This is a genomic window from Paenisporosarcina sp. P4_B8 (assembly GCF_056402175.1).
Genome location: NZ_JBFUHX010000004.1, coordinates 50,897 through 76,524, shown reverse-complemented (window position 1 = coordinate 76,524; position 25,628 = coordinate 50,897). Strand labels below are relative to the sequence as shown.

The window sequence follows — 25,628 nt, the reverse complement described above, 5'->3', positions numbered from 1 at the left end:
AAATTAAATATCACTCTGAATCAATAGCTTCTAAAGGCATGTCCCATAAAATATAATCGTCTATAAAAATGGCGGTTTCTACCACAATCGTATCTTTATTTTTCTTGAAAAATAAGGCCGTTCCTTCTTGTGTTTCATACGACCATCCCAGATCACTCATGATTTTCTTCACATGGTCAAATGTCGCCTCTTCCGTATATTCAGAAACATAACGTTTCACGTATTCCGTCTCCTGAAACTTTACAGACTCACGTGTAGTGACATCCAAAACTGCAACTGCCAAACCAAGTCGAATTGTCCCTTCATCCTGAGCCAAGATATGACCATACCGTATCCCAAAAATTGCGCAAAGGATTACGCACAATAAACAAAGAACCAAACTGATTTTTTTCATGGCGACCTCCTGTCCATATTATAGAATATGTTCATAAGGAGGATAAATAGTATCCAATTCATTAAACAAACCGCTCTATTAATTTTTATTTATGAAAAGGGAACTGACTATTTTACTATCAGCAACATCGTTTATCATAAGCCAAACAAAAACCACTCCATATCTCGATGGAGTGGCTAAAGTCTACGAATATTAAACTAACCCTTGCTCTAAATCTTCAATTAAATCTTCAACGTCTTCAATACCAACCGAAATACGAACAAGGCCGTCTAGAATGCCAAGTTCTTGGCGGCGTTCTGCAGGAATTGACGCATGCGTCATCCGTGCCGGGGTGGAGATCAAGCTTTCCACCGCTCCCAGACTTTCAGCAAGTGTGAAGTATTTTAATTTCTTGATCAGCTGATCGGCTTTTTCAGTACTGCCCACATCAAATGAAATCATTCCGCCAAAACCAGTTGCCTGTTTCTTCATGATGTCGTGCCCAACATGTGATTCCAATCCTGGATAGAACACGTTTCCAACAGCTTCATGAGCAACTAGGAAATCAGCAATGCGCTTAGCATTTGAATTCGTTTCTTCCATGCGGATTCCGAGTGTCTTCAAGCCACGAATCAATAACCATGAATCTTGTGGTCCTAAAATTGCCCCTACTGAGTTTTGAACAAAGTGTAGGTCTTTCGCTAACTCTTCTGTCGCAACAACTACCAACCCAGCAACTACATCACTATGGCCGCCAATATATTTCGTTGCACTGTGCAACACAATATCCGCTCCAAGTGAAAGTGGCTGTTGCAAGTAAGGAGTCATAAACGTATTATCAACAATCGTCAGTAAGCCTTTTGCTTTTGCCAATTGTGCAATTTCCGCAATGTCCGTTACTTTCAGCAATGGATTGGTTGGAGATTCAATAAAGACCGCTTTTGTATTTTCTTTAATTGCTGCTTCAAATTCAGCAGCGTTAGAAGAATCAACAAACGTGGATTCAATTCCGAAACGGTTTAATACTTTTGTCATGACACGGTATGTACCACCGTATACATCATCCGTCATGACGATATGATCACCAGAATTGAACAGCATCATGACTGAACTGATTGCTGCCATTCCTGACCCGAAAGCGAAGCCTGCATGGCCACCTTCTAGATCACTAATTAAAACTTCAAGTGCATGGCGAGTCGGATTCCCTGTACGTGAATATTCATATCCACGGAAATCACCTACGGCATCCTGTTTATACGTGCTTACCTGGTAAATCGGAGTAGAAACGGCACCCGTTGTTTCGTCTCCTACTATTCCAGCATGAATTAATTTCGTTTTCGGTCTCACTCTGCTTCATCCTCCTTCAATAATTCGTAAACTTTCTGACTTAAATAACGTTCGCTTGAATCTGCAAAAATAGTTACGATATGGCTGCCTGGTTTTGCAACCTTTGCTTCTTCCAGTGCAGCATAAAATGCCGCTCCTGACGAACTGCCTACGAGAAGACCTTCTTCTTTAGCCAACACACGCAGTTTTTCAAAAGCGTTCTTATCCGTAACCGTATGGATAGCATTAAAATATGCTTTGTTCATATAGGCTGGTAAAAATTCCATACCGATGCCTTCCGTGTAATGCGAACCAGGTTCACCACCATTTAAAATAGAGCCTTCTGGTTCTACAATCACTGTCTTAATATCTGCATTCTGCCCTTTTAAATACTTCGCAGTTCCCATAAAGGTTCCACCAGAACCTGCGCCTGCGACAAAGACGTCAATTTGACCGTCCAAATCACGCCAAAGTTCAGGTCCTAAAGTATGGACATACGTTTCAGGATTAGCTGGATTTGAAAACTGAGATGGTGAAAAAGCGCCTGGTGTTTCTTTGACAAGCTCTGCGGCTTTTTCAATAGCCCCTTTCATTCCAAGTTCAGTTGGAGTATTAATAATTTCAGCACCCAATGCGCGCATCAAAGTTTGTTTTTCCATACTGAACTTTTGCGGGACCACAAATTTCACTTGGTAGCCTTTGCCGATGGCGGCAAGAGCCACACCGATTCCTGTGTTGCCAGCGGTCGGCTCAATAATAGTGCCACCTGGTTGCAGTTTTCCCAATTCTTCAGCATCTTTTAATAAAGAAACGCCTAATCGATCTTTTACGCTACCACCTGGATTCATGAATTCAAGCTTGGCAAAAATACGGCAATTATTAGGAATTTCACAATTTTTAATTTCAACAACCGGTGTATTGCCGATTAATTCATGTACGCTGCCGTATACGTTCATTATGCTTCCTCCGCAAATACGTTACGCCACTCATCTTTCTTCGATAGCATGTCGCGTGCAATTTCTTTCGCGCCTTCGAGACTGTGATTTGCAGCCCATCCACATTGTACTTCGTTACAAGCCGGAACTTCCGTAGCTTGAAGAACATCTTCCAGCGTTTTTTCAAGAATCGTTAGGATTTCCTCATAATTGTCATGGTTGATTACAGCCAAATAGAATCCAGTCTGGCATCCCATTGGACTCATATCGACCACTTGATCTGTATGGTTGCGAATATTTTCAGCCATTAAATGTTCGATGGAATGCAAGCCTGCCATTTCCATATGTTCTTTATTCGGTTGTTTGAAACGGATATCATATTTCAGGATTTCGTCGCCATTCGTGCCCATTTTACGACCAGCAAGACGTACATAAGGTGCCACTACTTTTGTATGATCTAAGTTAAAGCTTTCAACATTCATTTGTTTCATCAAAAACACTCCTTATTTTTTACTCTTTACTGTTGATTTTTATTGAAAAGGTGGGAATCTGCTCCCTTTCCGCGGACGAACTGCCAAGTTATGGTCAAATGTAGTTTGACCATAATATTGGCGACGAGTAACCGCAGGAGCAAAGTAACTTGGTCCTAATCTTTGCGACGAGTAACCGCAGGAGCAGATGTTTTTGTCGTAGATTCCCTAAAGTTCAACAACATTGTTTAACAGAGTCTATTTTTTAGTTGCGTCCATTAACCACACATAATCATTCATTTGTTCAAACTGAACGTCGAAGCCAGCTTTTTCAAATGCTTGAGTCAAAACAGGAATCGTCGTGTAGTACTCGCGTTCCAAATCGTCTGCCACATTGTTAAAACCACGTGCGCGTTCTTTTGTAATCTGTGCTTGTTTTGCTTCTTCTGATACAAATACAGTATCTGCAAATACAATTTTCCCACCAACCGGCAATATAGTAGCATATGTGACCAAAGCGTTTTCTTTCTCTAAATCTTTTAAATGATGAAAAACATACGAGCTGACAAATGTATCAACTTTCTCGGGAGCTTCAAATTCCATTAAGTCACCATCCAGTATTGCCAATTCAGGAAAACGTTTCGCCGTTACTGTACGCATTGCTTCATTTGGTTCGATACCAATTACAGAATGACCTGCATCTATTAATTTCGCTGTCAAGTTTCCAGTCCCTGTTCCAAATTCAACAATTGTGCCAAAAGATTTAGAAGCAACCGCAGAAAGAATCTCTTCATATTTATCAAATACATCACGGTATTCTGGATCTTTTCCGGAAACGGATGCATCATAAGAATGTACCCACTCGTCAAAAATATCTACGAATTCACGTCCCATAGTAAATCCTCCTTTTTATTTATATATATTATTCCAATAAGTTTACTTGGTATTAGGTAACTGACTTATTTATAACATAGTTTACCCGTTATTTCTACTCCCAAATCCCAAAAGACCCCTTTCACATTATGCGAAAGGGGTCTTGATTTTATTTAGATTGTGCTTCCCATTCTTCACGTAAAATGCCCATGCGAATCGAGTCATAGTATATGCCATTGTAGTAACGAACCTTGCGGATACGGGCTTCCATCGTCATGCCAAGCTTTTCTCCTACCCGAATCATCCGATAATTACCGGACCACGTGGTAAAGCCTACACGTACGAGCGGCATGGTTTTAAAGAGACGATTCGTCCATTTTCTTAATGCTTCTGCACCGTAGCCTCCGCTCCAATATTCCGGCTTAAAGATGACGATTCCCATCTCAAGCCATAAAGAAGGTTCATGCTCCCAGTAATAGGACACCATCCCGATTAGTTCATCATTCACTTCAATCCCATACATATGCTCCTTATTGAGATAACGATCTTTATCGGATAAAAATTGTTCAAACGTTTTTGGTGAATATGGATAATAGGGTGCATCCCATTTCTTCCATTCGGGATTTTCTTCTTTCGCACTCATTTCCCACAGTCTACATAAATCCTCTTCATAAAAAGGTCGCAAGTGGACCTGTGAACTTGCCTCAATCAAATCATTTCACCTCATAAATACTTATCAAACCAACCAGTAATTTGCTCTAGTCGGGCATAGCGTAAATTTGGATAACCCGTTCTCGACAAGTTATGATCTGCATCCGGGAAACGCACAAAGCCCGCTTCTTTTTTCATTTGTTTCAATGTAATGTAAAGTTGCTCTGCCTGCTCAATCGGACAACGGAAATCTTTTTCACTGTGTAAAATCAATAATGGTGTCTCGATGTTCTTGGCGTACTTCAGAGGGGAATGATTCCACAGTTTTTCAACATCCGTCATATCCGCGCCAACTTGCCATTCGTTGAAATAATATCCGATATCAGATACCCCAAAGAAGCTGATCCAGTTTGAAATCGATCGTTGAGTGACCGCCGCTTTAAAGCGATTCGTATGGCCGACAATCCAGTTCGTCATGAACCCGCCATAGCTTCCGCCAGTTACTCCAAGACGATTTTCATCAATCCAGTCGTTTTCAGCAAGTACCGAATCGAGGCCTTTCATTATGTCTTCATAATCACCGCCGCCATAATCGCCGCGAACCGCATCGACGAATTGCTGACTGTAGCCATGACTGCCACGTGGATTTACATATAGAACGCCATAACCCTGTGCTGCTAAAAGCTGAAGCTCATGGAAAAAAGTGTTCGCGTACATAGCATGCGGACCACCATGAATCTCTACAATTAATGGATACTTTTCACCTTGTACGTAGCCCGCCGGTTTCATTAACCAACCATGAACGTTCCATCCTTCTGCACCTTCATAAACAATTGCCTCAGGTGATACCAATTCTACTTCGTTTTCAAATGTTTCATTGAATGTCGTTAATACTTGTCTTTCACCAGTCGCAATCGTTTGTACATATAGTTCGCCAATGCTGGTTGGATTGGACACTGTTACCAGAGCAAATTCCCCAGATTTTGCAACATCATAGCCATATATATATTCATCGTCGCCAGTCGCCGGATACATTTCCCCTTCCAATGAAGCGGCATATAATCGAACGTCCCCCATAGTAGTTACTTGGAAATACAAGTGGTCATCTTTCGTCCATACAACGCTAGGCGCATTTGCCCCTTGTTGTGTATCTGCTACGACATAATCCCCAACTGGAGCATCAATTCCTTCAGTCAGGTTTTGGCGTGAACCTGACTCGATATCATATACATATAGTTCTGTATGTGTTGCGTTCTTGAAAGATGCATCGCTACCGACAAATGCCAGTTTCGAATCATCAAAAGAAAATGCAGCACCCCCAAAGTAACCATCTTCTTCAATAACAACCGTTTCTTCCTTCGAGTCCACGTCCACCAAATACAATGATTGACGGAATTCGAAATCCTGGTTTTCAGAACGATTGACACTGAAGGCCAGTTTCGATCCATCGTGTGAAACGGACTGTAGCGAATAAAAATGATTGCCTTCCGTAAATTGTGTTACTTCCCCGTTTTCAAGATTAATTAGACCGATATGTTTATAACTGTCTTGAGGCAGCAATCCCGTACCGTCCATTTTGTACTTCATTTTATCCACTACGTATGGTTCTGGTTTTTTCTTTTCCTCTTTATCCGGTTCATCAGTAAAGTTCTTTCCTTCTTTTAAGGAAGCAGAAAACCATATTTTCTTTCCACATGGAGACCACACAAAACTGCTGACACCTTTTTCAAATGAAGTCACTTTACGTGCTTCTCCGCCTTTTGTGGACAATACATAAAGTTGATTCTTATCATCACGAGTAGATAAAAATGCAAGCTGGGTGCCGTCTATGGAATATGTAGGAGAAGAAATCTTCTCTTTGCCATGTGTCCATTGTGTCAATTTCTTTGAATCCAATTCCACATGCCATAAATTCGCTTGATATGTATTTTCCTTGTCGTCTATTTTTGTATGAACAAAAACTGCTTCTTTTTGATTTGGTGCTAAAGTAGGCTGAGTAACAGAAACCAATTGATTTAAATCTTCTATAGTTAATTTGCGTTTTGACATTTTATTTCCTCCCTAGGTGTGCATAATACCTATTTCGACAACCGTAAGAGTTTTCCTTTAATTCTGAACCATAATTTTCCCGTCGATTATTTGAATTCAATGCAGTATGTTTGTTATATGAAAAATGGAGGTTTTATTATGGCTTGGATACTAGGTGGAATTGCATTGATTCTTCTAGGCTTAGTGGGTATTTATTTTTTGGTGTACAAATACGATCGTGATAAATTCGAATTGAATCATATAGACTCTCCTACAACAGACAGCATCATAGTCTCAGTTATTTTCTTGATTGCAATAATCCTGATTGCTGTCTTTTTCGAAAAACTGCCGATTTGGCTTGCTCGGAGTATTTTATTCCTTGTCTGCCTATTGCCTATTTTGATCGGGGTAATGATTATTTTGGAAGAAATATAATTTTCAAACCCTCCTTACAGTTCAAATTCTTCCATCCATGATTGTATTTTCTGGAAACGGGTAATAATAAAGAAACTACGAGCAGGAGGGTTTATATTATGTGTGCACTTGAATTGCCTAAATTCACAAAATCCTATTGGAGAAAAGTACGATCAAATAAAACATTTCCACAAATAGAATCGGATGTCTCAACAGAAGTATGTATTATAGGCGCTGGCATTACCGGGGTGACTGCAGCATACGTCCTCGCTAAGGCAGGCGTTAAAGTAATCGTAATTGAAGGAAGCAAAATCGCCAGTGGAACTACTGGATTTACTACAGCGAAAATAACCGCACAGCACGGAATAATTTACGACGAGTTAATACAGACATTCGGAAAGACCAAGGCACGCCAATATTTTGATGCAAATCAACAAGCACGTGAACAAATACAAATGTGGGTAGACGAGCTTTCCATAGATTGTGATTTTGAAGAACGAGATGCTGTTCTGTACGCACAAACTACACAAGGTGTTGACCAATTACATACGGAGAAAGCAGCTTATGACAAGCTTGGTATTCCTGGTGAACTATCGATATCCTTGGATGAACTCCCATTTCCGGTAAGTGAAACATTAACCTTACCAAAACAGGCGCAATTTCACCCTGTCAAATATATCAACAGATTAGTTAAAGAAGCACAGAATCTTGGCGTCGTTTTTCACGAAGAAACCCGAGCAAGTTCCCTTAAACATAATGATGAAATCATTATCGAAACGATGGAGGGAATGAAAATCACGACCAAGCAAGTCCTTGTTACAAGTCATTATCCGTTTAACGATAAAGACGGTTTGTATTTTTCAAAATTGTCTCCGCAACGCTCCTACGCGGTGTGTGTCAGTGTTCCAGATGAGCATATGAACGGCATGTATATCAATGTAGAAAAGCCTACCCGTTCAATTCGAACAGCCAAAGGTGATAAAGGTGAAAGTTACGTGATTGTCGGTGGTGAAGGTCACAAAGCCGGGCAGTATGAAGACACTACTCATGACGATTCTACCGTTGAACGCTATGAAACACTCGTACAATTTGCCAAACAGCATTTCCCTGTCCAGTCCATCGACACACATTGGTCTGCCCAAGATTTAGAAACGCTCGACCGTATTCCCTATATCGGCGAAATGACATCTGGATTGCCTCATGTATTTGTGGCAACTGGCTTTGCGAAATGGGGTATGACAAATGGGACGGCCGCAGGTCTATTGTTAGCCGATCTTGCACAAAATAAATTTAATCCCAATAAAGATTTATACTCACCGACTCGATCAAAACTAAAACAACATGATACGAAAAACTTTGTAAAAGTAAACTCAAATGTGGCGAAAGAATTAGTAAAAGGAAAATTCACGAGACCTTCTGATACCCTTGAGAATTTACAGGTGGACGAAGGCAAGATTGTCATGATTGATCATCACAAGACAGGTGCATATAAAGATGAGCAGGGAAAAATACATTTAGTAAAACCTACATGTACCCATTTAGGCTGTGATGTTCATTGGAATAACAGTGAGCGTTCATGGGACTGCCCTTGTCACGGTTCACGGTTCTCTTATACAGGAGAAGTATTAGAAGGTCCTGCCGTGAAACCATTAGAACGCAGATAAATTAACTTTTAGAAACAACGTCTAGGACATATTCAATAGGACAGTTTTGTATTAAAAACACACACTCTAGCAAGTAGCTCTTATAAAGAGTTGCTTGCTTTTTACATGTTTCTTAATGTTTTTGTAAATGTTTCGAAAAAAATCATATGGGTAAAGTTTTAGGCGATGAACACCATTTGAGGAGGATGGTATATAGTTCCACTCGCCATAACCAGTGAAGCTTACCAACTATTTAACGACCATGAAGATGAAAGCATCAAGTTTGTCTTGAAGCCATAAAGGAAACCCCTTTAGCAAGTAAAAGCTTCTAAAGGGGTATTGGATTTAGAATCGGATTACTTCAGTGTTGATGTGCTTTTTCACAACCATTACACCTTCACCAAGAATAGGGAGTAGATTTGAAATGGAATAGATCATGAGCATGGTAAAAAAAGCGAACGCAATTAAGTTAATCGGTTTCGTTATATTTCTTCTGTGTCTTATGAGAAAAAAGCCCAAAGCAATTTGAACCAAAACCAATGATGTATTTTTCATTTCCTACTCACCTCCCATTTTAAACATATTGTTCTTTCGTTTAATTCCTCTAGTAGTAGTTTACATGAAAAAAACGTCGAAAAATGTCGAAAATGTTGGGAAAGTTTTCACATTCAGGGCATATATATATCATTTTTATGAAATAAATTTCTTAAACTTTTGTTTTAAGTTTAATCCATGTATAGTAGGATAAAATTTGAATATTAAAGATGTAAAATATAAGTAAAGGAGGAAGATGTGACCATGAAAAACTTCGGACATGTGATTAAACTTGAGAGAATTAGAAGGAATATGAAGCAAATTACATTAGCTCAAGGGATTTGTACTCCCTCCTACCTAAGTAAAATTGAAAACAATTCCATCGTTCCAAGCCAAGAAGTGGTCAATTTACTATTAAGCCGACTCGAAATTGCGATCAACCAAAACAAAAGTTTAGACGACGATAGTTATCTAAAGCAAATTCGTGAGATTTATTTCAATGCCGTCATGAACAAAGACCGCGAACTCACAGCTATAGCGTTAAAAGAAATTAATAATGAACGTTACTTATTTAAAGATTCCTCAAATTTTTATACATATCAGCTCATGGTGCTCAGATTAACTTTGATTGTGCAAGATGTTCAAAATGACACAAGTGAACTGATTATGGCATTATCTGAGCTATCCAGTAACTTTGATAATTACCAGATGTTTTTATTTAATTCTAATGTCGGCAGTTACTATTCTTTTTTGATGGATTATAACTTAACTCTTCAATCCTATGAAAAGGCAATTTCTTATTACAAAAAAATCAATATTGAGAAATGGGAAGAAGCCGATTTTAATTATCTTTTAGGACATTGTTATCTAACTCAGCAGAGATGGGTCATTTCAATAGAATATATCCAAAAATCTCTAGAGTTTTTCAAGAGCGGATTTTTCAACACTCGTGTGATTGAATGTTACTTAATTTTGGCTATTGCACAAGAATCCTCGTTCCAATATGAAGAAGCTTATGAAAATCTATTGCTCGCACAAAAAATAGCATCCCAACTTAATCTTGTTGAACACTTCCCAATCATTACACAGAACTTAGGGTATTCTGCGTCAAGAAGGGGTTTGCCAGGGGAAGCAATAAAATTCTATTTAAAAAGTCTTCAATCGCGCAACGATAACGAGGAAAAATTGCTACCTATATATTCGCTCGTAAAAGAATATTCTAAATTAAGAAACTCGGCTGAAGTCATTAAATGGTGTAAGGAAGGTTTATCATTAATAGATAATAATCAGAATCCCAGTCAGAAAACATTTTTTCACCATTTAAATGTTTACTTGGCAAGAGAAACTGACTCAACGATTTTCGAGAAAGTGGCTATTGATGCTTATAATTTCTTTCTGGAACTTAAAGATTATCGCCATGCTCATAAATATGCGCAATTGTTAGGCAACTTTTATTATGAAAACAATAAATATAAAAATGCAGCCAAATATTTCGTATTATCTAATGCAAGTATGTTTAATAAAAATAAAATGAACCATTGGGAAGAATTATAAAAATTCAAATCAAAAAGCCTGTAACTATTTCCCGAGGTCGGGGGAAATAGTTACAGGCTTTTCGGTATATGTCAGAGACACTGGCGGCAGTGCCTTTGAACGCTAAAATCAGCTGGCAGTTGTATAAACTAAACAACCAAGTTCGTAATCAATATAGTAACTGTTAATTTTTTGTGCAGTGGAAACAGAATCTGTTTCTTTCTGTTTATTTGCAGCACGTTTGTTCACTTTTGAGATAAGAAAGCCTTCTTCCTGAATGTCTACTAATAATACGTCGCCAACTTTCATATCATAAGTTAAATCATCTGTTGGAACGACCAATACATTTGATTCCCTAGGAAATTCCAAGAGAACTGCTAAATCATCCTGAAATCGATCCAATTTATACATTCTACCTGTAAACATACTGAACAGCTCCTTTTTAAATGATAATTTGCTTGTTGAAAGATAAAAATTGCTAAATATTCATAATAAACGTAGAATTTGAAGAAATACTAATTCATTAACTAGTTACAATATAATCATAATTCGTTAAGATAGAATAAGAAAGAAAAACAGGTTGGGAAACTTTTTTCCAAAACACGCGTTTTTTTATAGGTATTTAAGTTTTATTTCCCAACCACATATAGTAGATATTACTCAATGACTCTATTAGTATAAAAGGTGGATATATGAATAATATCGGTTTGCTCATCAAAATGTCCCGCATACAACAGAATATGAAACAAGTCACGTTAGCCAAAGGAATTTGCTCGACTTCCTATTTAAGCAAGATTGAGAATAACCAGACGGTTCCAAGCGAAGATGTCCTGCAGCTTTTATTGGAAAGATTACATTTGGATTATGAGGATCTCTCCACTGAACAGGAAACGGAGTTTTTATCTGAACTTTATCTTCTTTATAAAGATGCAATTATTAATCGAAATAAGGAAGATATTTCATTAAAACTTGATTCCTATAAGGTAAGAAATTTTCTGTTTAAGGATGAATCCAATTTCTATACTTGCAATCTCTATTTATTCCGTTTGTATTTAATCACTCAAGTTGACGTGGAAATTGTAAAAAGTTTGATGAATGCTTTGGAACAAATGCAAGAAAAATTCGATGAGAGACAAAGCTTTATCTTTAATAAGAATTGCGGCTTCTATTACTATTTAGTTAAAGATTTCAAAGTAGCATTAGAGCATTTTGAAACAGCCTTAGACATACTCACTAACTTTCACTTGGAAGAATGGGAACTTGCAGACTTCTACCACGCTATTAGTATGTCTTATTTATCCAACAATCATCTTTTAAACACTATTGAATACTCTACAAAATCTTTGAATTATTACAAAGATAATCTAATTTTTGCTAGAGCGATTGATTGCTACATTGTTACGGGCGTGGCTCAGATGATGACTGCTAAATTTAAAAGTGCTGAAGAATGTTTCCTTCTTACGCAAAAACTAGCTAAAGATGTGCGGTTGACACAATATGATGGTATTATTACTCAAAACTTAGGAGCGCTTTATTCTTTAAAGGGAAATCGTGATAAAGCAATCTCTTATTTTATTGAAAGCCTAGAATATTGGGATGATACAGAAGGACATTTAATAACAATTTTTTCAATAGTTAAAGAATATTCAAAAACAGAAAATATTGGCAAGGTTATTGAATGGTGTGAAAAAGGACTTTCTTTAATTGAAAAAGAGTCAATGGAGAAGTACATGTCATTTTTCTATCATTTTAATATATATAAAGTTAAGCACGAGATGGACCTAGCTTCTGATCAAATCATTCTTTCTGCAATCCAGCATTTTGAGACAGTTAAAGATTATCGCTATGCCAATAAATATTCTATTTTACTGGGCAAAATTTATAGCGAAAACAGGAAATACAAAAATTCTGCTTTAACTTATCAACAAGCTGTTCTTTACCAATTTAAATTAAAATCTATTAATTTACTGGAGGAATTATAATGAAAAAGAAACTACTATTAACTTTCATCGCTGCATTGCTTGTCATGACATTTGCTCAACAAGGTATTACACTGGCGGACAATGTGCTTCCTAGAATCACAAGCATTCAATCACCTACATTCCTTGCTCTAAACAACTAATTAAAAAAGCAGAAACTGCCGGGATTTTCATTCCATTGCAGTCTCTGCTTTTTTATTTGATTTGTTTTTTGGATACGCCCTCTGATAAAGAGTCTTTTAGTTGGTTGTGATTTTTACGGCTTTTCAAGGACATGAACATATAAATTAAGAGGCCAGTGATGAGTACTGGAATGATGAACACAATAATAGTGAGAAAGAAGTCACCTATATTCAATTTGTTTCCCCCTCTCTTTAAGTTTCTATTTATATATAGAATACGCAATATCTCACATTTGTGTTTCAATTTTTAACAATTTATTTTTTATACTCAATTGCCCATATAATTGAATGTTAAAAGCCACTCTTCTCATAGAGTGGCTTTCGTATTGTTATCTGTTAAAGAATTTTGCACAACTTGTAAAAATGCATTAATTTCTTCCACAGTTGTCTTGTGATTAAAAGAAACTCTTATAAATCTACTTGCCATATCTTGTTCAAGACCCATTGCGCTCAAAGCAGAAATTGCTTCTCCATAGCCAATTTTGCAAGCCGTTCCAGTGGAGATGGCAATCTGATGACGATTGCATTCTAGCATCAGCCACTGCCCTTCAACATGTGGCAAAATTAATCCTTGTATAAAAGGAGACTTAGTCGCTGGGTTTCCTACTAAATGGACAGATTCAGGTAGATTAGCCAAGATAAAATCTTGTAAATGATTCGCCTGTTGATAGGCACCATCTTGCTCCGCAAAGGCATATTTTGCCGCGATTGTCGCTGCTATAATTGATGGGATATCGACTGTGCCAGCTCGAAATCCGCTTTGATGCGTGGTACCTTCATAAACAGATTCCCAGTGTACGGACGGGTCTAAATAAACGATTCCTACCCCCTTAGGTCCTCCAATTTTATGCGCTGAGCAAACGACGGACGTTACATTCAATACACTAACATCCACAGGTATCTTCCCGACCCCCTGCACCATATCGCAATGTATAGGCACGCCAAATTGCTTGGCATGCGTTGCACATGATACAACCGGTTGAATGGCTCCCATTTCCGAGTTGACTAGCTGCATGATGACTAAAGCGGTATTACGTTTCACCGATTGCTTAAACAATTGCAAATCGATTACACCATATTTGTCTACCGGTATGTAGTGAATACGGTAGCCTTCTTTTTCTAATTCGTGCAGTGCGGTTAAAACGGAAGCATGCTCAAGTTTGGTTGTGACGATATCCCGATATTCAAGAGGTCTCCCTCTTAATAAGGATCGAATCGTCAATTGATTTCCTTCTGAAGCATTGGCTGTAAAGTAAATCCCTTCCGCACGTCCATTTAATAATTTTGCCCACAATTGCTTACAAGATGATAAATATTCTGCAGCGGTAGAACCCGTATCATGCAAGCTTTGTGTGTTTCCAAAAGCTTTCGTTGCCGCCTCTACATAGGCGTCAATCGCTTCTTTTCTCATTGGTGATGTAGCTGCTGCATCTAAGTAAATCATCAAAACTCACCCATTTTCCTTCCAAAAACGATTTTCTTCTTGTAATCACTGTATCTTTATGTCATTAATAGTGTCAAGACAGCTGTAAACTTTTCGAAAAGTTGGTGTGAAGAATGTTTGATATTTGTATCATCGGTGGTGGAGTCGCAGGGTTAATGCTCGCTCATTCTCTCCCCGCTTCCATGTCCATTGCTATCCTCACAAAAGAAAATCCTTTCACTAGTAATACTGCACTTGCTCAAGGCGGAATTGCAGCATCACTTGCTCCTTATGATTCCCCTGAGACACATGCCGTCGATACAATACTTGCTACTGCTGATCATGCGCACTATACACGCGTGGAGCTTCTTGTTCATGAGGGAAAAGTACTCATCGAAAGATTGATGGCACAGGGACTTCCTTTTGATGCTAACTCGCATGGCTTACCCGAACTTGGTCAAGAAGCAGCACACACACAACGAAGGATTTTACATGCTGGTGGAGATCAGACCGGCAAGATGTTAATGCATTATTTGCTCGAACAAACACAAGAAAAAGTTACCCGCCTCCCTTTTCATACCGTACTGCAATTACAAATTGCTGACGGGCAATGTACTGGGGCGTTCGTTAGTGATTCAAATGGTCACAAACATCTTATTAAAGCGAGACATGTTGTTCTTGCGACCGGCGGTATTGGCCAACTTTATAGTCAGACGTCCAATTCCCCAGTAGCAACGGGAGATGGGTTATCCCTTGCCTATCATGCAGGTGCTATTTTGGAAGACTTGGAATTTGTTCAATTTCACCCCACCATTTTTACGTTGAATGGAAAATCGTGCGGTCTTATTTCTGAAGCCGTAAGAGGTGAAGGTGCTTTCCTCGTTAATCAAGACGGAATTCGTGTGATGAAGGATATTCACCCGTTGATGGAACTAGCACCACGGGATATTGTCGCTCGTGTCATTGAGTGGCACTGGCAAAAAAACGATCCCGTTTATTTGGATGCTCGACATATTTACCGGTTCGATAAAAAATTTCCATCAATCTATGCTAATTGTATGAGTTATGGTGTGAATCCACTTCATGAGTTATTACCTGTTCGTCCAGGCGCTCACTTTCATATGGGTGGCGTACAAACGAATGATGTTGGGGAAACATCCATCCCGCAGCTGTATGCAATTGGTGAAGTAGCTTCTACAGGTGTGCATGGAGCGAATCGTTTAGCTAGTAATTCATTATTGGAAGGTCTCGTTTTTGCAGAACGATTGGCAAAGAGATTGCAAGAAAACGTGATTCGCTCAGGAATTCAACTTGATGAAGAAGTAGATTGTTCATTCATTCAGGTCTGTCCAGCGACTATGCAACTACGAATGACGGAACAAGTCGGAATTATTCGCACGGGAAACGGTCTTGCAGATTTCATTCAAGAATTCCCTCTCTCTCGCCTTAACCTTGCAAACTACACAAAAGAAGAAATACAGCTTATTCACCGTTATACAGCTAGCAGTTTAATTGCAAAATCCGCCTTCCATCGAACAGAAAGCCGAGGAGGTCATTATCGACATGATTATCCAACGTCGGCTGATTCATGGACAGGAAAAGTTATCGAACGTTCCTTTCAAGGGGTGTCGACGAGATTACGTGAAATTGAAAGTAAGGAGACTGTAAAATGAATCGTTTAAAAGTAGAAGCTGCGTTAAAAAATTTCTTGATTGAAGATATAGGAGATCGTGACGTGTCCTCAGTTCTCTTCCAGGAATCCGACATCGGCGCGGCCATTGTGCGTCTTAAAGAGGATGGAGTGGTAGCTGGTTTGCAGTGTTTTACATGGGGTTATGGTTTATTGGATGACACAGTGGAAGTAGAACTGTTAAAAAAAGATGGAGATCATGTGGCATCTGGTGAAGCTATTGTTCGATTGAAGGGTCCGATTGCTTCCTTACTGTCAGGAGAACGCGTGCTATTGAATTTAGTTCAGCGAATGAGTGCCATTGCAACTTTAACAGCAAAATGTGTGGAAGCACTTGGCTCATCGCATACACGCATTGTGGATACTCGCAAAACTACACCGGGTCTCCGGATGTTTGAAAAATATGCAGTTCGAGCTGGAGGCGGGTTTAATCATCGCATCGGTTTATATGATGCGGTGATGTTGAAAGACAATCATATCGCTGCGGCGGGTTCCATTACGCAAGCCGTGGAAAAAGTCCGTGCATCGCTTGGTCATATGGTCATGATTGAAGTGGAGGTAGAAACAGAAGAACAATTACTTGAAGCAATTAAGGCAAAACCACATGTCATCATGTTTGATAATCAAACGCCTGAGACGATGACATGTTGGGCAAAACTTGTGCCGGCTTCCATTCGTACAGAAGCTTCTGGCGGAATTGATTTATATAAACTTTCATCATACCGTCATACTGGAGTCGATGTTATTTCCATTGGTGCACTAACACATAGTGTCTCAAACATAGATATCAGCATGAATTTAACCGTTTCAAGCAAGGAGGCCGTTTTCGCATGACATCGTTATTAGAAGAATTACAAATTGCTGATCCAATACCTGCCCATTATTTGAACACGCCTGCAAAAGAACTACATGAACGAGCATTGAAGGCTAAGAAGTTATTGGGTGAAAGCTTGTACATTTTGGGGCACCATTACCAAAAAGATGAAGTCATTACCTTTGCAGACGTGACTGGCGACTCGCTTCAGTTATCGCAAATTGCAGCCAAACAAACGGCCGATTATATTATCTTTTGTGGCGTCCATTTCATGGCGGAAACCGCGGATATATTAACTACTCCAAACCAAGCAGTGATTTTGCCTGATATGAGAGCTGGTTGTTCAATGGCGGATATGGCGAACATTGATCAAACAGAACGTGCCTGGATTGAATTACAAAAATGCTTCGGTGATACAATTGTTCCTTTGACGTACGTCAATTCTACTGCAGCGATCAAAGCATTTGTCGGTCGTAATGGTGGCGCGACGGTAACTTCCTCTAACGCAGAAGAAATGGTGGAATGGGCACTTTCCCAGAAAGAGCGCATGCTATTTTTACCTGATCAGCATTTAGGACGCAACACTGCCGTGAAACTTGGCATTCCTTTGGAAACGATGGCAATTTGGGATCCGATTAAAAACCATCTAGAATTGCAATGTGCTTTAGAAGACGTTCGAGTAATTCTATGGAAAGGACATTGCTCGGTGCACATGAATTTCTTACCTAAACACGTGGCAAATTTAAGAGATAAAGAGCCGGATCGCAAAATTTTAGTCCATCCGGAGTGCACGTATGAAGTGGTTGCCGCATCTGATTATGCTGGTTCCACAAAATACATCATTGATATGATTGAAGCGTCTGAAGTAGGTTCGAAATGGGCAATTGGTACGGAAATGAATTTAGTGAACCGCTTAATCGCTACCTATCCTGACCGTGATATCGTGTCCTTGAATCCCTTTATGTGCCCTTGCCTGACGATGAATCGCATTGACTTGCCCCATTTAACGTGGGCTTTGGAGGAACTCTTGGAGGGTCGCATCATCAACCAAATATCAGTTGATGAAAAAACAGCTGTGGAAGCAACCATGGCTTTAGAGAAAATGCTGTAAATAGAAAAAGAAACGATTCCATATTGATGGAATCGTTTCTTTTCATTTTGCTCAATTATTTAGCAAGTGCCTGATCTTTTAAAGAACGACGTAAAATTTTACCCGTCGTGTTTTTCGGTAATTCTGTCAGAAACTCAAAACTACGTGGAATTTTATATTTTGCTAGATGTTCTCCGCAATAGCTGGACAGAGCTACACTGTCGAGACTTTCGTCTTTCACTACCACATAAGCATGAACAGTCTCTCCGAAGTTGGCATCCGGTAGACCAATCACGGCTGCTTCCACGACACCCGGGTGAGCAAATAATACTTCTTCCACTTCACGTGGGTAAACATTGTAGCCCCCAACAATGACTAAATCTTTCTTGCGGTCCACAATATAGAAATATCCATCTTCATCAATTCTCGCTAAATCACCTGTGTACAACCACCCATCACGGATTGTAGCGGCAGTCTCTTCTGGCATTTTGTAGTAGCCTTTCATCACGTTTGGTCCACGGACAATCAGTTCGCCAACTTCACCAACCCCTACATCTTCGCCAAGTTCATTCACAACCCGATTTTCAACGTTGCTGATTGAAGTCCCAATTGAGCCTACTTTACGATTACGATCTAATGGATTGAAGCAAGTAACGGGTGAAGCTTCTGACAAACCGTATCCTTCCGAAATTTGCACATTGAACTTATCTTCAAAGTTATGCAGCAAGGCAACAGGTAAAGAAGAACCTCCTGAAATCGCCAAACGAATCGTTGAGAAGTCTTCGACATTTGCCTGCGGGAATTGATACAGGAAATTGTACATTGTCGGAACCCCTGCAAAGACAGTTGCTTGCTTTTCCCTCGCTAATTCAAAAACATCTTGCGGGTTAAAGCGAGGCACTAGTAATATCGTAGCACCTTTTAATAGTGGCGCATTCACGACAACTGTCAGTGCAAATACGTGAAATACAGGTAAAGTTGCGAGCACTTTATCTAATGAGGAAAAGCCTAAATAGTCAGCTGAATCACGTGCATTTGAATACAAGTTTCCGTGCGTTAACATAGCCCCTTTAGGACGCCCCGTCGTTCCTGAAGTATATAAAATAACGGCATTGTCATTCTGGTCAATATCAACAGGTAAAACGTCAGGTGAAGCAGACATGACTAGTTGTGTAAAAGATTTCACTTTTCCGCGGAGCTCTTTAGGAAGAGCAGCCAGCTTCTCTCCCGTATCTGGAGAAGTTTCACAAATTACATATGTATGGACGGACGGAAATGCTACTGCTGCTTTCACAACAAATGGCAAAAGCATATCAAGTGCTATTACTACTTTCGCGTCACTATCCTGAAGGATGTAGGAAATCTCATCAGGTGTATAGATTGGATTGATTGGTATTACTGTAGCTCCCAAACGCATCGTTGCGTAAAGAGAAATCAAGAAGTGTGGTGTATTGCCGAGCAATAATGCGACGTGGTCCCCTTTTTCCACACCTTGTTCACGCAAAGCTGACGCAAAACGAGCAATTGATTGATCGAATTCTGCATAGGATGTATCTTTCCCCATAAAATGATAAGCCGTTTTAGATGGTTGTTGCAAAGCCGTTTCACGAACCCGAGATACTAAATTCATCTGACTATCCCCTTTGTATTGAATGAATACTCACTCATTATTCAATATATTCATTATATAAGAAATGTTCAGTCAATACAATAAGCACCGTTAACTTTCACGGTGCTCCTGCGGTTAATCGTCGCAAACAATTCTGCTCCTGCGGTTACTCGTCGCAATTTATGCTCCTGCGGTTACTGATTGGAAACATTATGCTCCTGTTTCTGCATCGCTGTGCTGGCTTCGAAACATGAAAGTGCGTTGGAAACATTATGCTCCTGCGGTTACTCGTCGCAATTTATGCTCCTGTTTCTGCATCGCTGTGCTAGCTTCGAAACATGAAAGTGTGTTGCATCGCTTCGCTGCTTCGTCGCAAACAGTTCTTATGCTCGGACATGTGCAATATAACGCCAGCGTATTAAAAAATAATAAACGACCTGAATTAATGTGAAACCAATCAATACTAAAATCATTTCGCTCAAGATGGAGACTTCCGCCAAGTTCCTCCAAATGACTTGCAGTGACAAAAATGAAAATGCACTGTGTAACATCGCAATCCCCCAGGGGAGGAAAAACTGAGGAACCAGTTGACGATTGACGATTTTGATAATTTCCGATTCGGTCAAGCCCATCCTTTTCAACACATCAAATTGTCGTTTGTCCCGCTCCAGTCCCGTATACAGTTTAAAGTAAACAAAACTTCCGGCTGCCAATAACAAAACGGCTGCAACCATTAACCCTGTAAACAATAACAACGAGAATGTTGCCCGTATAACACTGTAGTTCAATCCTGGATTTTCAAAGTAAAATGGCAGAGTGGTAAAACCTCCATCATAAATTGCGTTCGTCACTTGGGAGTCTATATCTAATCCGATTGATTTTGTACGTTCCCATTCGGCTACATGGAAAGCAAAAAATTTATACGATGAGTCAAGCATTGTTCTTCCTGCAAACGGTTCGTCTATCAATCGATAGTCTATGTCGTCTACTACCACAATGTTTGATCCTATAATCATTGAAGGAAATAACATCTTCGGATACACACCATGGATTTTAATCGGGACATTGCTTTCTTCCAAAACAGTCTGAATTTCTTTACCTTTTAAATTGCCGATTGATTCCTCAGAATACGGAATAAACATGGCTTCTCCAGGAGCCAATTCAATGAGTGGCGAACCGAGTGCTAGTGCTAAACTATTGACATCCGACTCTCTTAAAATATCCACCGAGTTCCGTGAAAAGGATGAAGTTTGCTGTTTAATTAAGAACGGCACAAGCGTGTAAGATAACCCCTGCTCTTCCAATTCCTTACGCAATAATGAAATGTGGTCCGATTCATATGGATTATTCATTTCACTCGAATAGATTAGCGAAAGCGGGTTTATTTCACGAAACTGCCCTGTATAGGAAGACAGTGATGTTAATGTTCCAACTGATAAAAAAGCAACAGTCGAAACGATGGTGACGATAAAATACATACGTGCATTTTCACGGAGCTTTACAGCCACTTCCGAAACGGCGATCATGCGATACGGATGCCAGTAAAGAGACTTGCGTTTGCGTACTTGATGAAGCAAAAACAACACACTATGTGTAAAGAAGAAATACGTACCTAGTGCAGCAAGAGGTGGTAAAACAATGGCCAAAGCCAGTACCACATTCATCGATGTAAACGCGGCCGCTCCGTACGCAAACAATAACATGGCAATGCCTAGAATTGCTTTCACCGTCGAGTAACTTTGTAGTTCATCGTTCTTCCAGTAACCACGTATCAGTTCGATTATTTTTTGCTCTCGTATGAACACGACGCTCGTCATCGCAATGATGACAAAAAGACTGAAAAATGCCCCAATTGTCAAGGCAAAGGGCTTAATTGATACATATAAAGGTAAACTTTCCAATTGAAGCAATTCGCGCACAATCATAAAAAAGAATTTGGAAAAGGCATACCCAAAAAAGATTCCGGTTGCTACAGATACAGCACCAATCAACATCGTTTCTAGGAAAATCAATTTATTCAATTGCTTCTTCTCCATACCAAGCTGAAGTAGCAACCCGAACTCTTTGGAACGGGCCTGTAAAAAAGCGCTCATGGAATAGAACAGGAAAAACAGCGTAAATATGTACAATATTATTTCCGCTACAATCATCCCTGAGGCCGCAAATTCCCTTAAAAATTCATCTTCGATTTTCGGATGAAATAGTAACATGGAATACATGAAAAAGACCATGACTGAAAACATACTCGCCATAAAAAAAGCGGCATATATTCGACGATTTCGAATGACATTACGATAGGCGAATTGTCGAAAGGTCATTGACATTGCCTCCTAGCAAAGACAGCACGTTCAAAATACGTTGGAAAAAGGTTTGCCTACGATTATCGCTATAAATTTCATTAAAAAACTCACCGTCTTTTATGAAAATGACACGGTCACAGTAACTTGCGGCAATCGGATCATGTGTGACCATGAGTATCGTTGTTTTTTGTTCCTGATTTACCTTTGCCAATAGTTCTAGCACATCACGAGAAGCTTTAGAATCCAAGTTCCCGGTTGGCTCATCGGCTAAAATGAAGGCGGGATGATGAATGAGCGCCCGCCCAATCGCAGTCCGTTGTGCTTGTCCTCCAGAAATTTCATTCGGTCGTTTTTCAAGTATTTGTTCCAAGTTCAATTTCTTCGCCAAATCCTCTATACGTCGCTTCATTTCATCTAGTGGAAGTCCATCCAGTGTTAATGGGAGAACCAAGTTTTCTTCCACTGTCAGCATTTGCAATAAATTAAAATCCTGAAAGACAAAACCGAGCTGTCTCCGACGAAAAAGAGCGAGCTCGGTTTTTGACATTTCATCTGGACGTAGCCCATCAATCGTGAGGGTACCTGAAGTTGCCTTATCAATCGTTGAAATTAGATTGAGCAGGGTCGTTTTCCCGCTACCTGAAGGGCCCATGACAGCAACAAATTCACCTTTTCCCACTTCAAAACTTATTTGGTTAATTGCACGGTGCGTCACTTTCCCCTCGTACACTTTCGTCACTTCGTCCATTTTCAATATGCTCATCTTCTGTTACACCTCGCTTTGCAGCTTCATGTTTATGGAATAAAACCGATACTGTCGTGCCTTTGCCTTGCTCAGACATTACACTCATTTCATGACCGAGTTTCCCACAAATTTCATTAGCTAAATATAAGCCCATTCCTGTACTTTCTCCTGTTTTCCGACCATTTTCCCCCGTAAAAAAAGCTTTCAAGACGCGGGGAAGATCGGTCGCAGGTATACCGATTCCTTCATCTTGAACAGAAAGGAGAACTTGTCCTTGTTGACAGGTTGCTTGAACATTTACTTTCTTGCCTTCTTCAAACGTGTATTTTACGGCATTCGTGATAAACTGGCCGATCACAAACTTCATCCATTTCTCATCTGTTGGCACGATAAATTCATCATCAATCGCAATCACTGGATACACATGATGTGTAATGAACAAGCGTTTATTTTCCGACACTACTTCCGACACCAAAGTCTTTAGATGTACTTGTTCAATTTGCATATCCTGTTCAAACGTATCCAAGCGGGCATTCATCAAGACAGAATCAAGTCCGCGCTTCAAGCGGTCAATCTCTTCTTGCATGCTTTTCTTATCGACGTTGCCATCTTCTTGCAATAGCAATTCCACGACAGATAGAGGTGTTTTCATTTGATGCACCCATTGATTCATGAATTGAAGATGACGATGCTGGTTTGCGTAGAGTGCCTGAACTTCATTTTGGTACAGTCTATACAAGCCCTGTAAATACGCTTCTATTTGTTGTTGTTCAGGTGATTTCCCATCACGCTGCAAAGCCTCTTCCATGTGCTTCGGTGGAGACAATACTTTTTGATAAAATGCGTATCGTTTCACAAACCGACCAAATAAAAACGATAAAATCAGTAACGTGCTGATGACAACTGAATAAATAGCCGTATCGACATTGCGAAATCCATCCAACCAATACAGCAACATAATAAAGAGCACCATAATCAGTTGAAAAATCAAGTAAGCAGCATGTTCTTTCACAAACAGCCGGAAATTCATGACGACTCCTCCGCACTTAATATAAAACGGTACCCAGCCCCTCTTACCGTTTCAATAGTTGAGGTGATTCCGTAGTCCTGTAATTTCTTCCTTACACGAGTCATATTAACGTTCAATGTATTCTCATCGACAAACGCTTGGTCGTCCCAAAGTTCTTCCAGTAATTGCTCACGAGTGACCACTTTTGGTGACTGGGTCATTAATAGCTCAAGTATTGTACACTCACGTTTTTGCAGTGGAATTTCTTGCGAAGAAGTATGAAGTTCCATGCGCTCCAAATATAAACAGAGTTTGCCCGTTTTTATCGTTCGTTCTTCTTGTTTCGCTGCATATTCACCGTAAGTTCTTCGTAAATGACTTCTTATTTTGGCTAGGACGATTTCATAGTGGAAAGGTTTCGTGATAAAATCATCCCCACCATTTTCAAGCGCAAACACTTGGTCCATGTCACCAGATCGTGCTGAGATAAAAATAATCGGGCACGTCGTCTTCATGCGGAACTGACGACACCAATAGTATCCATCATAAGAAGGTAAATTAATGTCAAGCAAAATGATGTGCGGATCGAACGCTTCGAATTCTTCTAAAATCAGTTCAAAGTCTTGAACCGTTTGCACTTCATAATGATATTTACGTAACGTATCGGCAAGCAGCGAGGCGATTTTCCGATCATCTTCAACGATATAAATGCGATGTGTCGACATCTTGTCCTCCCCCTTAATATCTTTTTCTTAATTGTACTTAAGAACGGCTCGAAGTGCTACTCTATGTAGATTATTCCGATGAAAGGAGAGAATGGAACAATGGCGTAATTCCAGGTAGACAGTTTGGTGTTCCAGGTAGACAGAATGGACTTCTAGGTAGATAGTTTGACCGACCAGGTAGACAGATTAGCCTTCCAGGTTGCACAAATTGGATTTGGACGACCATCTTTACCTCTTGTCCATAAAAAAAGCCTGACCGAAGTCAGGCTTTCGTAATGAATATTAATAAATCAACTGAAGGAATTCTTCTTTTGTAATTCCGCCGAGGTACGTTGAGATTTCCATATCACCTAGCGCGTCAGAAATCGCCGCTTTATCGTAAGTCACACCGATGATTCGCTTCTCGATATCTGCAACATCGCCTACTCCGAAGAAGTCACCATAAATATTAGCATCTTCAATGACTCCGTTTTTCACTTGCAATCTCACGTCAATTCCACCCGTTGGGAATCTTTCTGAATGGGACATATTGAATGCTGGAGACTTGCCATAATTCCATTCCCAATTTCCATAACGTTTTTTTGATAGGGCTTTGATATTTGCCCAATCCTCTTCAGTCAATTCAATTGTTTTAACTTCTTCTCCACCAAAAATTGAGTGGAGCAATTTCACACGAAACTCTTCAATTGTAATTTGCTTGTCCAAAAACTCGGTAATATTTGCCACTCGACTGCGAATTGATTTAATTCCTTTTGATTCAATTTTGTCCTTGCGTACTTTTAATGCAGAAACCACTGCATCAATTTCAGTATTGAACATTAATGTACCATGACTGAACATACGGCCTTTTGTTGTGAATTGGGCATTTCCAGAAATTTTTCTACCTTCGGCTAAGATATCATTGCGTCCTGACAGTTCTGCATCAACGCCCATTTCTTTCAGCGCATCCACAATTGGTTGCGTAAATTTCTTAAAGTTTCTGAAGCTGTCCCCATCGTCTTTCGTGATGAAACTGAAGTTTAAATTACCCAAATCATGATAAACAGCTCCGCCACCAGATAGTCTGCGTACTACGTGAATACCGTTAATATCTACGTAATCTGTATCGATTTCTTCAATGGTGTTCTGGTTCTTGCCAATAATAATAGCTGGTTCATTGATATAGAACAGAAAGAAAGAATCCTTTTCTATGTCCATTGTTTTTAGTGCATATTCTTCAATCGCCAAATTTATGCGAGGATCTGTAATTCCTTTGTTATCAATAAAATACATGAGGGTATCG

25 protein-coding genes are annotated in these 25,628 nt (G+C 39.6%); 8 read left to right on the top strand and 17 right to left on the bottom strand.

What is annotated here, in order from left to right:
* Positions 1-10 precede the first annotated feature (10 nt).
* The 7 genes from AC1DSK_RS05615 to AC1DSK_RS05585 all read right to left on the bottom strand — a co-directional run bounded on the left by AC1DSK_RS05615 (position 11) and on the right by AC1DSK_RS05585 (position 6,677).
* Positions 11-394: a hypothetical protein gene (locus tag AC1DSK_RS05615; RefSeq protein WP_477547735.1), complete on the bottom strand. Its 384-nt coding sequence runs from the start codon at positions 392-394 to the stop codon at positions 11-13.
* A gap of 192 nt (positions 395-586) precedes the next feature.
* The gene (locus tag AC1DSK_RS05610) at positions 587-1,720 is read right to left on the bottom strand and encodes a bifunctional cystathionine gamma-lyase/homocysteine desulfhydrase (protein ID WP_477547734.1); all 1,134 of its coding nucleotides are present in this window, start codon (positions 1,718-1,720) and stop codon (positions 587-589) included.
* Positions 1,717-2,655, bottom strand: coding sequence for a PLP-dependent cysteine synthase family protein (locus tag AC1DSK_RS05605; RefSeq protein ID WP_477547733.1), 939 nt, complete (start codon positions 2,653-2,655; stop codon positions 1,717-1,719). Before AC1DSK_RS05605 ends, AC1DSK_RS05610 begins: the two co-directional genes overlap by 4 nt.
* A complete protein-coding gene (locus tag AC1DSK_RS05600; protein ID WP_016429118.1) occupies positions 2,655-3,125 on the bottom strand; it encodes an S-ribosylhomocysteine lyase in 471 nt (156 codons plus the stop codon). The genes AC1DSK_RS05605 and AC1DSK_RS05600 overlap by 1 nt, the downstream gene beginning before the upstream one ends.
* 237 nt (positions 3,126-3,362) lie before the next feature.
* On the bottom strand, positions 3,363-3,998 hold the full coding sequence (locus AC1DSK_RS05595; RefSeq protein WP_477547732.1) for a class I SAM-dependent DNA methyltransferase: 636 nt from the start codon (positions 3,996-3,998) through the stop codon (positions 3,363-3,365).
* Positions 3,999-4,146: 148 nt separating this feature from the next.
* Positions 4,147-4,689, bottom strand: a complete 543-nt coding sequence (locus tag AC1DSK_RS05590; protein ID WP_477598099.1) for a GNAT family N-acetyltransferase — start codon at positions 4,687-4,689, stop codon at positions 4,147-4,149.
* 11 nt (positions 4,690-4,700) lie between these two features.
* Positions 4,701-6,677 carry a S9 family peptidase gene (locus AC1DSK_RS05585; protein ID WP_477547730.1) on the bottom strand — a complete coding sequence of 659 codons (1,977 nt, stop codon included), beginning with the start codon at positions 6,675-6,677 and terminating at the stop codon, positions 4,701-4,703.
* 138 nt (positions 6,678-6,815) lie between these two features.
* Between AC1DSK_RS05585 and AC1DSK_RS05580 the strand changes: the two genes are divergently transcribed.
* The gene (locus tag AC1DSK_RS05580; protein WP_477547729.1) at positions 6,816-7,091 is read left to right on the top strand and encodes a hypothetical protein; all 276 of its coding nucleotides are present in this window, start codon (positions 6,816-6,818) and stop codon (positions 7,089-7,091) included.
* 98 nt (positions 7,092-7,189) lie between these two features.
* A complete protein-coding gene (locus AC1DSK_RS05575) occupies positions 7,190-8,734 on the top strand; it encodes an FAD-dependent oxidoreductase (RefSeq protein ID WP_477547728.1) in 1,545 nt (514 codons plus the stop codon).
* A 324-nt stretch (positions 8,735-9,058) separates the two neighbouring features.
* Here AC1DSK_RS05575 and AC1DSK_RS05570 read toward each other — a convergent pair whose 3' ends face one another.
* Positions 9,059-9,268, bottom strand: coding sequence for a hypothetical protein (locus AC1DSK_RS05570; protein ID WP_477547727.1), 210 nt, complete (start codon positions 9,266-9,268; stop codon positions 9,059-9,061).
* 243 nt (positions 9,269-9,511) lie between these two features.
* Here AC1DSK_RS05570 and AC1DSK_RS05565 point away from each other — a divergent pair, with 243 nt between their 5' ends.
* The gene (locus AC1DSK_RS05565) at positions 9,512-10,801 is read left to right on the top strand and encodes a helix-turn-helix domain-containing protein (RefSeq protein ID WP_477547726.1); all 1,290 of its coding nucleotides are present in this window, start codon (positions 9,512-9,514) and stop codon (positions 10,799-10,801) included.
* A 108-nt stretch (positions 10,802-10,909) separates the two neighbouring features.
* Here AC1DSK_RS05565 and AC1DSK_RS05560 read toward each other — a convergent pair whose 3' ends face one another.
* Complete coding sequence (locus AC1DSK_RS05560) at positions 10,910-11,206, bottom strand: DUF3006 family protein (protein WP_477547725.1); 297 nt, start codon at positions 11,204-11,206, stop codon at positions 10,910-10,912.
* Positions 11,207-11,472: 266 nt separating this feature from the next.
* Between AC1DSK_RS05560 and AC1DSK_RS05555 the strand changes: the two genes are divergently transcribed.
* Together AC1DSK_RS05555 and AC1DSK_RS05550 are read left to right on the top strand one after the other, a co-directional pair.
* Positions 11,473-12,762, top strand: a complete 1,290-nt coding sequence (locus AC1DSK_RS05555; RefSeq protein WP_477547724.1) for a helix-turn-helix domain-containing protein — start codon at positions 11,473-11,475, stop codon at positions 12,760-12,762.
* Positions 12,762-12,902 carry a hypothetical protein gene (locus tag AC1DSK_RS05550; RefSeq protein WP_477547723.1) on the top strand — a complete coding sequence of 47 codons (141 nt, stop codon included), beginning with the start codon at positions 12,762-12,764 and terminating at the stop codon, positions 12,900-12,902. Before AC1DSK_RS05555 ends, AC1DSK_RS05550 begins: the two co-directional genes overlap by 1 nt.
* Before the next feature lie 52 nt (positions 12,903-12,954).
* Here AC1DSK_RS05550 and AC1DSK_RS05545 read toward each other — a convergent pair whose 3' ends face one another.
* Together AC1DSK_RS05545 and AC1DSK_RS05540 are read right to left on the bottom strand one after the other, a co-directional pair.
* A complete protein-coding gene (locus AC1DSK_RS05545) occupies positions 12,955-13,116 on the bottom strand; it encodes a hypothetical protein (protein ID WP_477547722.1) in 162 nt (53 codons plus the stop codon).
* A gap of 132 nt (positions 13,117-13,248) precedes the next feature.
* The gene (locus tag AC1DSK_RS05540; RefSeq protein WP_477547721.1) at positions 13,249-14,385 is read right to left on the bottom strand and encodes an IscS subfamily cysteine desulfurase; all 1,137 of its coding nucleotides are present in this window, start codon (positions 14,383-14,385) and stop codon (positions 13,249-13,251) included.
* A gap of 113 nt (positions 14,386-14,498) precedes the next feature.
* Here AC1DSK_RS05540 and nadB point away from each other — a divergent pair, with 113 nt between their 5' ends.
* Genes nadB through nadA form a run of 3 tightly spaced genes read left to right on the top strand, consistent with a single transcriptional unit; the run spans position 14,499 to position 17,979 of the window.
* On the top strand, positions 14,499-16,037 hold the full coding sequence (gene nadB / locus AC1DSK_RS05535) for an L-aspartate oxidase (RefSeq protein ID WP_477547720.1): 1,539 nt from the start codon (positions 14,499-14,501) through the stop codon (positions 16,035-16,037).
* Positions 16,034-16,888, top strand: a complete 855-nt coding sequence (gene nadC, locus AC1DSK_RS05530; protein ID WP_477547719.1) for a carboxylating nicotinate-nucleotide diphosphorylase — start codon at positions 16,034-16,036, stop codon at positions 16,886-16,888. The genes nadB and nadC overlap by 4 nt, the downstream gene beginning before the upstream one ends.
* Entirely contained in the window at positions 16,885-17,979 is a 1,095-nt protein-coding gene (nadA, locus tag AC1DSK_RS05525; RefSeq protein WP_477547718.1) for a quinolinate synthase NadA, read from the top strand. Before nadC ends, nadA begins: the two co-directional genes overlap by 4 nt.
* A gap of 55 nt (positions 17,980-18,034) precedes the next feature.
* Here the strand turns inward: nadA and AC1DSK_RS05520 are convergent, their stop codons facing one another.
* The 6 genes from AC1DSK_RS05520 to AC1DSK_RS05495 form a co-directional block, all read right to left on the bottom strand.
* Positions 18,035-19,588, bottom strand: coding sequence for a fatty acid--CoA ligase family protein (locus AC1DSK_RS05520; RefSeq protein WP_477547717.1), 1,554 nt, complete (start codon positions 19,586-19,588; stop codon positions 18,035-18,037).
* A gap of 362 nt (positions 19,589-19,950) precedes the next feature.
* On the bottom strand, positions 19,951-21,885 hold the full coding sequence (locus tag AC1DSK_RS05515) for an FtsX-like permease family protein (RefSeq protein WP_477547716.1): 1,935 nt from the start codon (positions 21,883-21,885) through the stop codon (positions 19,951-19,953).
* Positions 21,857-22,630 (bottom strand): ABC transporter ATP-binding protein, encoded by a 774-nt coding sequence (locus tag AC1DSK_RS05510; protein ID WP_477547715.1) that lies wholly within the window; start codon positions 22,628-22,630, stop codon positions 21,857-21,859. Before AC1DSK_RS05510 ends, AC1DSK_RS05515 begins: the two co-directional genes overlap by 29 nt.
* Positions 22,563-23,642 (bottom strand): sensor histidine kinase, encoded by a 1,080-nt coding sequence (locus AC1DSK_RS05505; RefSeq protein WP_477547714.1) that lies wholly within the window; start codon positions 23,640-23,642, stop codon positions 22,563-22,565. Before AC1DSK_RS05505 ends, AC1DSK_RS05510 begins: the two co-directional genes overlap by 68 nt.
* On the bottom strand, positions 23,639-24,346 hold the full coding sequence (locus tag AC1DSK_RS05500) for a response regulator transcription factor (protein WP_477547713.1): 708 nt from the start codon (positions 24,344-24,346) through the stop codon (positions 23,639-23,641). The genes AC1DSK_RS05505 and AC1DSK_RS05500 overlap by 4 nt, the downstream gene beginning before the upstream one ends.
* Positions 24,347-24,628: 282 nt before the next feature.
* Positions 24,629-25,618, bottom strand: coding sequence for a lipoate--protein ligase (locus AC1DSK_RS05495; protein ID WP_016429140.1), 990 nt, complete (start codon positions 25,616-25,618; stop codon positions 24,629-24,631).
* Positions 25,619-25,628: the final 10 nt, after the last annotated feature.

Excerpts from the sequence above, each read along its gene's own strand:
- AC1DSK_RS05580 (WP_477547729.1), top strand. The coding sequence starts at position 6,816 with ATGGCTTGGATACTAGGTGGAATTGCATTGATTCTTCTAGGCTTAGTG.
- AC1DSK_RS05585 (WP_477547730.1), bottom strand. The coding sequence starts at position 6,677 with ATGTCAAAACGCAAATTAACTATAGAAGATTTAAATCAATTGGTTTCT.
- nadB (WP_477547720.1), top strand. The coding sequence starts at position 14,499 with ATGTTTGATATTTGTATCATCGGTGGTGGAGTCGCAGGGTTAATGCTC.
- AC1DSK_RS05500 (WP_477547713.1), bottom strand. The coding sequence starts at position 24,346 with ATGTCGACACATCGCATTTATATCGTTGAAGATGATCGGAAAATCGCC.
- AC1DSK_RS05520 (WP_477547717.1), bottom strand. The coding sequence starts at position 19,588 with ATGAATTTAGTATCTCGGGTTCGTGAAACGGCTTTGCAACAACCATCT.
- AC1DSK_RS05505 (WP_477547714.1), bottom strand. The coding sequence starts at position 23,642 with ATGAATTTCCGGCTGTTTGTGAAAGAACATGCTGCTTACTTGATTTTT.
- nadC (WP_477547719.1), top strand. The coding sequence starts at position 16,034 with ATGAATCGTTTAAAAGTAGAAGCTGCGTTAAAAAATTTCTTGATTGAA.
- AC1DSK_RS05600 (WP_016429118.1), bottom strand. The coding sequence starts at position 3,125 with ATGAAACAAATGAATGTTGAAAGCTTTAACTTAGATCATACAAAAGTA.
- nadA (WP_477547718.1), top strand. The coding sequence starts at position 16,885 with ATGACATCGTTATTAGAAGAATTACAAATTGCTGATCCAATACCTGCC.
- AC1DSK_RS05595 (WP_477547732.1), bottom strand. The coding sequence starts at position 3,998 with ATGGGACGTGAATTCGTAGATATTTTTGACGAGTGGGTACATTCTTAT.
- AC1DSK_RS05550 (WP_477547723.1), top strand. The coding sequence starts at position 12,762 with ATGAAAAAGAAACTACTATTAACTTTCATCGCTGCATTGCTTGTCATG.
- AC1DSK_RS05575 (WP_477547728.1), top strand. The coding sequence starts at position 7,190 with ATGTGTGCACTTGAATTGCCTAAATTCACAAAATCCTATTGGAGAAAA.
- AC1DSK_RS05560 (WP_477547725.1), bottom strand. The coding sequence starts at position 11,206 with ATGTTTACAGGTAGAATGTATAAATTGGATCGATTTCAGGATGATTTA.
- AC1DSK_RS05605 (WP_477547733.1), bottom strand. The coding sequence starts at position 2,655 with ATGAACGTATACGGCAGCGTACATGAATTAATCGGCAATACACCGGTT.
- AC1DSK_RS05565 (WP_477547726.1), top strand. The coding sequence starts at position 9,512 with ATGAAAAACTTCGGACATGTGATTAAACTTGAGAGAATTAGAAGGAAT.
- AC1DSK_RS05510 (WP_477547715.1), bottom strand. The coding sequence starts at position 22,630 with ATGAGCATATTGAAAATGGACGAAGTGACGAAAGTGTACGAGGGGAAA.
- AC1DSK_RS05615 (WP_477547735.1), bottom strand. The coding sequence starts at position 394 with ATGAAAAAAATCAGTTTGGTTCTTTGTTTATTGTGCGTAATCCTTTGC.
- AC1DSK_RS05495 (WP_016429140.1), bottom strand. The coding sequence starts at position 25,618 with ATGTATTTTATTGATAACAAAGGAATTACAGATCCTCGCATAAATTTG.
- AC1DSK_RS05570 (WP_477547727.1), bottom strand. The coding sequence starts at position 9,268 with ATGAAAAATACATCATTGGTTTTGGTTCAAATTGCTTTGGGCTTTTTT.
- AC1DSK_RS05555 (WP_477547724.1), top strand. The coding sequence starts at position 11,473 with ATGAATAATATCGGTTTGCTCATCAAAATGTCCCGCATACAACAGAAT.
- AC1DSK_RS05540 (WP_477547721.1), bottom strand. The coding sequence starts at position 14,385 with ATGATTTACTTAGATGCAGCAGCTACATCACCAATGAGAAAAGAAGCG.
- AC1DSK_RS05515 (WP_477547716.1), bottom strand. The coding sequence starts at position 21,885 with ATGACCTTTCGACAATTCGCCTATCGTAATGTCATTCGAAATCGTCGA.